At 58.4% G+C, this 8,025-nt stretch carries 6 protein-coding genes and 2 pseudogenes; 3 read left to right on the plus strand and 5 right to left on the minus strand.

The genetic code is table 11. The annotated features are described in order from the left end of the window. Together CEY15_RS17140 and CEY15_RS17145 are read left to right on the plus strand one after the other, a co-directional pair. Positions 1-546 (plus strand): annotated as a pseudogene (locus CEY15_RS17140) (IS21 family transposase); the annotation flags it as partial. After that, positions 543-1,301 (plus strand): ATP-binding protein, encoded by a 759-nt coding sequence (locus CEY15_RS17145; RefSeq protein ID WP_095719429.1) that lies wholly within the window; start codon positions 543-545, stop codon positions 1,299-1,301. The pseudogene CEY15_RS17140 and the gene CEY15_RS17145, both read left to right, overlap by 4 nt. 283 nt (positions 1,302-1,584) lie before the next feature. Here CEY15_RS17145 and CEY15_RS18905 read toward each other — a convergent pair whose 3' ends face one another. Together CEY15_RS18905 and CEY15_RS18285 are read right to left on the minus strand one after the other, a co-directional pair. Beyond that, on the minus strand, positions 1,585-1,860 hold the full coding sequence (locus tag CEY15_RS18905; RefSeq protein WP_245847710.1) for a transposase family protein: 276 nt from the start codon (positions 1,858-1,860) through the stop codon (positions 1,585-1,587). A gap of 491 nt (positions 1,861-2,351) precedes the next feature. Beyond that, positions 2,352-3,584 carry a lipopolysaccharide biosynthesis protein gene (locus CEY15_RS18285; RefSeq protein WP_141244310.1) on the minus strand — a complete coding sequence of 411 codons (1,233 nt, stop codon included), beginning with the start codon at positions 3,582-3,584 and terminating at the stop codon, positions 2,352-2,354. Between the two features lie 693 nt (positions 3,585-4,277). Between CEY15_RS18285 and CEY15_RS17155 the strand changes: the two genes are divergently transcribed. Next, entirely contained in the window at positions 4,278-4,901 is a 624-nt protein-coding gene (locus tag CEY15_RS17155; RefSeq protein ID WP_176475172.1) for a sulfotransferase domain-containing protein, read from the plus strand. Between the two features lie 291 nt (positions 4,902-5,192). Here the strand turns inward: CEY15_RS17155 and CEY15_RS17160 are convergent, their stop codons facing one another. From CEY15_RS17160 to CEY15_RS17165, 3 genes and pseudogenes are all read right to left on the minus strand, one after another. Then, positions 5,193-6,047: a polysaccharide deacetylase family protein gene (locus tag CEY15_RS17160; protein WP_141244312.1), complete on the minus strand. Its 855-nt coding sequence runs from the start codon at positions 6,045-6,047 to the stop codon at positions 5,193-5,195. 84 nt (positions 6,048-6,131) lie between these two features. Next, positions 6,132-7,148, minus strand: coding sequence for a glycosyltransferase (locus CEY15_RS18290; protein WP_141244313.1), 1,017 nt, complete (start codon positions 7,146-7,148; stop codon positions 6,132-6,134). Further along, positions 7,145-7,987 (minus strand): annotated as a pseudogene (locus tag CEY15_RS17165) (UDP-N-acetyl glucosamine 2-epimerase); the annotation flags it as partial. The gene CEY15_RS18290 and the pseudogene CEY15_RS17165, both read right to left, overlap by 4 nt. Between the last annotated feature and the right edge of the window lie 38 nt (positions 7,988-8,025).

Raw genomic sequence — 8,025 nt, forward strand, 5'->3', positions numbered from 1 at the left:
CCTACGGGCAGTCTCTCGTGTCCGTCGTCACACGCGGTCTCCGGTAAGCGCCACTCGTTCGTCACCGACCCTGACCACGTGCCCGCCCAGCATCTGCAGTCCTCGGACCTGTGGTCGAGGGCGTACTTCGTGCGCCAGGCCCACAAGATCGGACCGAACACCGTCGCCGCGATCAGTGAGGTCCTGGATCGCCAGCGGATCGAGGCGCAGGGCTACCGCTCGTGCCAGAACATCCTCGCCCTGGCCCGCGGCGACAACAAGATGCTGCTCGAGCGTGCCTGCGGCCAACTCGTCTCCGAGACTGCCCGCCGGGCGATCAGCTACACCGCCGTCAAGCAGCAGCTGGCAGCCCTGAGGGCCCAGGCCGCAGCCCGACCCACCACGACCGCGGCACCGCCGGCCACGACGACCCGGTTGGCACCGCCGCCAGGTCAGCGAGATACCACCGGGGCGCATCTGGCCGGACCCGAACAGTTCAGCCTCACCGCCCTCACAGGACGCCCGAGCACGAGCATCGGAACCTCGGGGCAGGAGGAGTCCCAGTGACTGATCGCCATCTCACCGACGCCGACATGCCGTTGTTCACGCAGCTGCGGATGACCGCGTTCGGACAGACCGTCATCGATCTGGCCAACGATCCCGCCTGCGACGAGTGGACCTTCTCCGAGAAGATCTTCCACGCCCTGGACAAAGAGATCACGGCCAGGCAGGAACGCCGGACCCAGAAACTACTCAAGGCCTCCAGATCGCCAAACCCTGACGCCTGCGTAGAAGAGATCCGCTACCTGCCTGACCGCAACGTCAACCGCGAGCTAATCGCACGTCTTTCCAGCTGTCAATGGATCGACGCCACTCGTAATCTCGTCGTGCTCGGCCAGTCCAGCGTGGGCAAGACCTACCTCGCCCAGGCGTTGCTCAACGCGGCGTGCCGAAAGTACTACACCGCGAGGTTCTTCCGGCTCGACGACCTGGCCAACCGGCTCGCCGTACTGGAGCCGACCTCGCAGCGCCGGCTGGACTTCCTAACCGACCTGCACAACTGCGACCTGCTCGTGCTGGACGACTTCCTGACCACCCCGGTGGCGCCGCACACCGCGGCGGAGCTGCTTAACATCCTGGCCGCCCGCGAAGGCCGCGGGTCGACTCTGGTGACCTCCCAGTTCGACCCGCCCGATTGGTACAAGTCGCTCCAAGACGCGGTCATCGCCGAGTCGATCCTTAACCGGATCGTCGCCGGCGCCGAGATCATCGCCCTCGACGGACCCAACATGCGACGACACCTCGCCGCAGCAACGCCGTAACGGTCCGGCGGTCGGACGGGCCGCTATCCGATGCCCGTCCGACCGCTACCCGATCATCAGAACCGCGCTTTCCGAAAGGCGTCCCAAACAGGCGGGAGTAGATGAGCGATCGCAGGATGTAGTGGTCAAGTTTGCGGAAGCCGAGGGCGGGTTGGTCGTAGACCATCGTGCGAGTCTCGGCGACCGCCAGGTCGTTGACCAGATCCCACCCGAATCCCAGGGCCTTGGCCACCGCGGAGACGCTTGTGCGGTCGATCGCCAGACGCTGCAGGATCCAGCGGGTTTACCGGCGGGGAGTCTTGGCCCGAGGCTCAGCCAGCGCCGGCGTGCGTTGCTGGAAGATCCTGGTCGTGTACTCGGAGTTGTCGCAGGTGAAGCGACGTACCCGCACGTGCAGTATTGTGGGGTGACCCACGATCGGCAGATCGGTCACCTTCCGCTCGACACGATCCCGCATCCGGCCCGCCGTCCCGCACGCTGCGCAGACCGGGTCAAGCGTCACCGGGGTGCAGAACAGGTGCGTGAACTCGCCGGCCACCGCGGCGTCGGTGATCGTCACCCCAAGCTCGACAGTGCGGCAAGTTGTCGGCAAGTAGGCTGGCGGTAGCGTTCAAAGCGGGTCCTCGGGTTTCCCGGCGCGAGGCGCAGGAACCTTCATCTTACACGCCCCAGGGCTCCCATATCTCGTGCCTCACCGCGTCACCGGCGCATCCCCGCTACGCACTTCGAATCCGAAACAGGCAGCAAACCCCCGTCAACATGCGCAACTCAGGACTGAAGGAGCGCCGACGCACTTATAGAGACCATCGAAGGGATGTAAAGCGCGAGTGTGCCCGCTCGGCGAGTTTCCACGGCGGGCCGTACAGAACATTCGTTGACGTCGGGTGCGCGCTCACCGTGCGGGCCCAGTGGTACGCGCCATGACCGACTGCACCTAAGCTTGGTTTACGTCCCGCCCGTCTAGTTAAAGCAGAGCCATGACGATGCTCTTGACCGAGAGCTGCACCCCGCATAAGGCGTGGCGGGAAACCTGCGGCGGCTTAAGCCATTTCAGCTACTCAGGCTGCGGATTACTCTAATAGCTAGATACCCGCAAATTGTGATACCAATTGCATAGGCGCATACGGTGGCGTAAGCAGCGCCGACCAGGCCATATCGGTGAACGAGGAAGGGAGAAAGTGCACACACCACCGCGGCGATGGTAATATCCAACGCAAGATATCTGCCAAACTTATGTGATGATTCGAGAACTTTGCTTAATGCTCGTTGCAGTGTAATTAACGCAGCAGCTACCATGAGCGACACCAGCAACTCGCGATTTACGTACTCGGGCCCGAGAGTGTTACGGACAAAGAAATCGCCGAAAAGGTATGCTCCCAACGTTGCTAGGAACCCTATGGTGCCAGCGAAGCACAGGAGGAAAACGATGAGACGAATGAAGCCCTTTTGATTCCCGCTTCGGTAGTACCTTGCCAGTCGCGGATTGAATACTCCTGCCATCGATGTGCCAACCATTGATACAATCTGCGCAAGGTAGGAAAGCGACGAGTAGACTGCCAATCCAGACGATCCGACCGTGTATTGCACGCTATACCGAGGTGCATTTACCGTGAGCGAACTGACGCCCTGATCGAATCCTAGTGGTAAGGCCTCAACAAACAGAGACCGAACACTGCCCGGGCGAATCGGTAGATGAAACTCTTCGGGCTCCAGCTTGCACACGAACTCCGTGGCCGATCGGTCGAAAACAAGCTGTGCCATCAACCACCCAAGAAAGAGGCCTAAGCAGGCTCCCCAAAGCTGATCCGTCACAGCGAATAAAAGCAAGAAAAGCACCGGGCCAAAGGCCGACCGGGCGACCAGGGACCGGGCCACCAAGTCGAAGCGCTCTGCGCGCTGGTACCGGGCATACTCGAGTTGGCTAGAAGCTTCGACGACCTTCGCGGCGGCGAGAACCACCAGTGCGACCATATCGAGCCAATGGAGTCGAACGGCAAATCCTGCAACAATCACGCTCATTACAGCGACAGCATTCGCGATTGTGCGCAGTCGTCTGTATTCAGTAAGCCGCCATCGATAGCTCACGTCCGTGGCCATGTATAAGCGCAAATTCAGGCCCGCCGCCAAGAAAATCGGGGCCGACAACGCTAGGATGAAGGAAAACTGACCGACCGCACGTGGGTCCGCCAAGCGAGCCAGAATCAAGAGTAAGAGCCACTGTGAGAAGTTGTAGACCGTAAGGCCTGCGAAATTCCACGCTAGATTGACCTTGAGCGACTTCACGGAGTCTCCATCCTTCGCCACACCAGTGACCGCAGTCCCGCGTATCAGGTGAATACTGGGAACACACCGCCCTAAACATTGCCTTGCAGACTGGCAGCAGTACGCCTGCGAGAACGGGAACCCGCACCAGCTGGAACCATCGACCAAGACCTACGATGCAGTCAGGGCACGAGTGCTTACGGAAAGCCTCACACATTAACCCTGATCACACAGTATGGGCCTCAAGCCCTGGCCCTTCGCTCTTGGCGGCGAGTTGGACCCACACCGAACCTCTTAAGCTTATAAGGTCTACTCGGACGATGTCGACCTGTGGCTGAGCATCTAGGCCTGCCTTAGGCGGCACCCGCTCGAAGGGTGTAGTCACACCAAACGAGCCGGCCGAATTGTTTAGACTCGAGGAAGACGCCCACAACTAGACCGCCCCGTCTGGACGCTCTTTCAGCGCCAGTGACGGAACAGAGATTTGCTAACGCCGAAGGGGAAGCTGTGCTATCAACGAACCGGGAAGCATTGGAAGAACAGTTGCGTCGGGTCTCCGCGAGGGCAACCAAGACTATTGCTCTCCACCAAGGCGAGCGAATCGGTATCACCTTAGGCTGCGGATTCCCGAAGTCTGGAACAGTCTGGCTTTGCCAGATGTTAGCAACTTACCTAGGTGTTCCCTTCCCCAAGAGCTATATGCTCCCGATCGCGATGGAGTCTGTCGTTCATGCTCATTGGGAATACGATCCCCGGTTCCCCAGGACGGCATACATTGTCCGGGACGGACGTGACATCGTGGTCTCACTCTACTTCTACTACGTTCGCGCAATGAGTTCCGACAAGAATCCTTCACGAGCCCGCTGGGTCAACCAAGAATTCGACTATCTCTACGGGCCAAACTTTGATCCCAGGGATTCGCTCGCGAACCTCCCTAGATTCATTGATCACTTCTGGGGCTCACCGCGTGCCACCCATGGGCGCCGTTGGAGCGACCATGTCCTAGAGTGGATTGGCAGGCCTCAGGTTTCAACCGTGACATACGAGGCACTCCGCGCCGACCCTATTCGGGCATTGTCAGAGTTGGTGCAGGATCTCACGGGCGAGACGGTGAACGAGGTGAAAGTCTCGACCGCTGTTCAACGCTTTTCTTTCGAGACTTCCACGGGGAGAAAGCCGGGGGCGGAAGACCCTTCCAGTTTCTTGCGGAAGGGAATCGTCGGGGATTGGCGGAATCACTTTAGCTCGGAGTCCGCCCAGAGTTTTGAGGCTCTGAGTGGTGAAGGACTGATTGCGGCCTCCTATGAAGAGGACAACTCGTGGATAGGCACTATATGAGGGAATTAGCCGTCGACTGAATATGGCGAGCAACTGTCCGACGCCGCCGAGCGGCAGGTAAGGACCGGAAGCACAAGGTGTTCGACAAAAGTAGCCGTAGAAGGTATTAGGCAGTTTCAGTGTGGAGGTCGAGGAAACGCCGAACCCGGTTGAATGCCGCTCGCCGAGGCTCCCTGGCACACAAGTCAGTTGCATTCAGGATGAGCGCAGAGAGAACTGGAATCGTTCTGTTCTATCATCGGAATGCGAGCCTCGCCCTGCACACGTGGAAACTCTCTTGAAATACATCCATCAGAGAATCTGTAGCTCCCCGGGCCAGAGGTCCGGAGATCCGATTGACTGAAGGGCGGTGCTCGCGAAGAAGAAGTCGATATGACGTTGCGGCCATGATGCAAGTACATGATTCCGTCGAATACATGTATCCCTGAGCGGCTGGGCCTCGCGGCGGCTGTGAGCGCCGCGTTCAGCAGAAGCGCACGAGCTATGTCCAGCATCGAAGACGGCCTGGGCGGCGAGGGCTGTCATATGGAAGTAGCGGCCCCTTGGCCAAGCGAAGTGATGGCACTCTCCTAACTGGGCACGAATGGCCTCGGCGCCGCTAGAAATCTGATCTATTGCTTCGCCGGGAGAGACCCAGGACAAGACCTTATGGCCGCTAGTGTGGTTACCGATCTCATGCCCCCTCTGCTTGAGTAGTTCAAGGTCGTGCCATGACATAGCGCCTTCGTCAACGCCATCCGCGAAACCAAAAAACGCTCGCGCTTCGGCGGTCGTTCGTGTCCCGATAAACTCCGTCGGAACGAAGAACATTCCCCTTGTGCCGAAATCTTCAAGTATTTTAGCGATTCTAAGATTGCTGATAAACCCATCGTCGAAACTGAAGGCCGCGTAAGGGCGATCGAAATTCCCTGAGTCGATTCTTTGCATTGCATCGCTGTAAGGGATCAGTTCGTGCGTCTCTGCAATACGCGCGACTATCCTTCGAAAAGCTTCCTCGTCGGCCGCAGGGAGGTCATGGAAATAGGGAAGTTGCACGTGCGGAATAGACATCCCATGCTCGATAGATCCATCGGCGATAGCCTTTGCTGAAAGGACGTCGAGAGCAGCTGCTCGGGCTGTTTTCCGGACAGCAGATTTGATTTTCAAGACTAGTTCCCTCCGTCTCGTGAACCACTTATAGGTAGGAGTGCCGCCTACATGGGTGAGCGTGCTTTAGTGTCCGGCGGAGACCTATTCTTTCCAGTGCCGGTTGTGTTCGAGCGTACTGGTGACCCACTTTGCCACTGCATCCCCCCAGCGATCGCGCTCTTGCTCTCGGAACCGCGGGTCAGAAAGCACTTCTGAGATCGGGTTCGACTTGCGACGCGATACAGCGCTAAGCGCGTCCGCCAAGGAAATGGGAGAGCGAGCCGGAAACCAGCCGTCGTGGGCCGAGCCACATGCGATTTGCGCGCTTCTCAGAATTTCACGGTTGGCGGAGATATTGCTTAAGACTGTACGACTGTTTACGCTCAGCGACTCAAGCACGCTGAACGGCGAAGCCTCGATCACGGAGGACTGAATCACTACTCGCGCATCTCTGAATGCAGCGAGACATTCTGCGCGCTTGAGACCCTTCTCGACCAAAGTGATCTGGCCTGCGGAAACGCTGGAAATACTTTGTTTGAGCGCGTTGACCGTGGCTCGGTCACCGGGGGCGCCGGCTAGGAATAGTGGCGCGTTCCCTCCTGTCGTGACGTACCTTTCGTAAGCACGCACCACGCTGTCCATGTTTCGATAGGAGTAGACGCTTCCAAGGCAGACAATGGCGTCCTGGGCCTCGGGGACGGTGATAGTTGAAGATTCCAGAAGTGCTGCTTCGTAGCCGGAATCGAGGACGTTGTGGATCACAGGAGACATAGTTTTTGGGTCTCCTCGCTCAGGAATGGCAGAAGATATGCGAAGAAGGCCGATGCGTTTACGCATTGTTCGCTCACTGGCAAGGCGCAGGGGCAATACCCGGGCCAGTTCCCTGTGTGTGGCACCCGCAAACCTCCACGGCCAAGCGTTCTGTGGCGCGAGCATGAACGGTCCAGGGGCCGTTCCCAGGGGCGTCGGAGTATTTCGTACGATCATCGGCACTGATTCCGGTCCACCGTTAAGTACGTCGTGCCGGGCAGCAGCTTCTTTAGCATTGTTAAGAAACGCGTTTCCACCTCCGGACCAGTTGCCGACTGTGACGAAATGAATCGCGTTGTCGACGTTCATTTACGTATGCCCTCCCATTGGTGGTGACGACGGGCGGTCGAGAGGATAAATTTCACGGTGCGTTCACTCGTATTGCCGATAAGGTAATCGGAAGGAGTGAGATGACTCACGGCGTCACGTGGATAATCGTTGCTCATCGCGACTTGGACGGCCGCGACGACATCTTCGGGATTCAGTCCGGTCATCATTATTCCGCCCGTGTCGAGAGCCTCGGGGCGCTCGATGGAATCTCGGAGGGTGACCGCAGGGAAGCCCAATATCGTTGACTCCTCCGCGATCGTTCCGGAGTCTGAGAGACAGCAGGCTGCCTGGAGTTGGAGCTTGTTGTAATCGTAAAACCCAAGCGGCTCAGAGAAGATTATACCCTCCGGCTCTGACCAATTGGGAAGAGACTCGAGCCGGTTCCTTGTACGCGGATGGGTGGAGACGAACACTGGGAGCTTAAAGTGATTGTAAACGGCAGTTAGGCAGTCGAGCAGCATTCGAAGGCGCCTGGGAGAGTCAACGTTCTCCTCGCGGTGAGCGGAGACTAGAAAAAACTTGCCCTGCTCAAGATTCTTTTCAGCGAGAATGCTCGAAGCCTCGATGTTTTGGCGGTATGCGCTAAGTACCTCGCGCATGGGTGACCCAGTTTTAAGAATTCGTCGCGGATGTAAACCCTCGGCGAGAAGATTGCGGCGTGCATGCTCAGTATAGACTAGGTTGAAGTCGGCGATATGGTCGATCATCCGCCGGTTAGTCTCCTCCGGAACATTGAGGTCGAAGCAGCGGTTGCCAGCTTCCATGTGGTAGGTCGGGATGCGCATGCGACGCGCCATGAGAGCAGCAATGCAAGAGTTAGTGTCACCTAGTGGTCCGCATTTGAAGTCTTCTTACG

The sequence above is a fragment of the Dietzia natronolimnaea genome (genome assembly GCF_002289575.1).
Taxonomy (GTDB): Bacteria; Actinomycetota; Actinomycetes; order Mycobacteriales; family Mycobacteriaceae; genus Dietzia; species Dietzia natronolimnaea_A.